The organism is Achromobacter sp. SIMBA_011 (genome assembly GCF_046535435.1).
Lineage (GTDB): Bacteria > Pseudomonadota > Gammaproteobacteria > Burkholderiales > Burkholderiaceae_B > Achromobacter > Achromobacter dolens.
Genome location: NZ_JAWRWN010000120.1, coordinates 1 through 362 on the forward strand (window position 1 = coordinate 1; position 362 = coordinate 362).

The following is a 362-nucleotide window of genomic DNA, read 5'->3' on the forward strand; positions in this document are numbered from 1 at the left end:
GTTTGACGGTGGTCGAAAGCGGCATTCCAATCGATGTCATCTTCACCGACGTGGTGATGCCCGGGCCTTTGAAAAGCCGGGAAATGGCGCGTCGGGCACAGGAACGGCTGCCAAATCTCGCGGTGCTCTTCACTTCCGGTTATACGGAAAACTCCATCGTGCATGGCGGCAAGCTGGATGCCGGGGTTGAACTTCTCTCCAAGCCCTATACGCGCGAAGCGCTGGCGCGGCGCATCCGCCACGTCATAGCCAATCGCAAACAGGTTTCGTTGGTGAAAGGGAGGTCGGCATCTGCATCGAACCATTCAAAGGCCGTCGAACCTGCGAAGACTATTGGAAATGAAAACGGGCCGGTTCGTGTG

Annotated in this window: 1 pseudogene; it reads left to right on the forward strand. The window is 57.2% G+C overall.

Features of this window, described 5'->3' with window-relative positions:
• Positions 1–362, forward strand: a pseudogene (locus SB816_RS30195) (hypothetical protein); the annotation flags it as partial.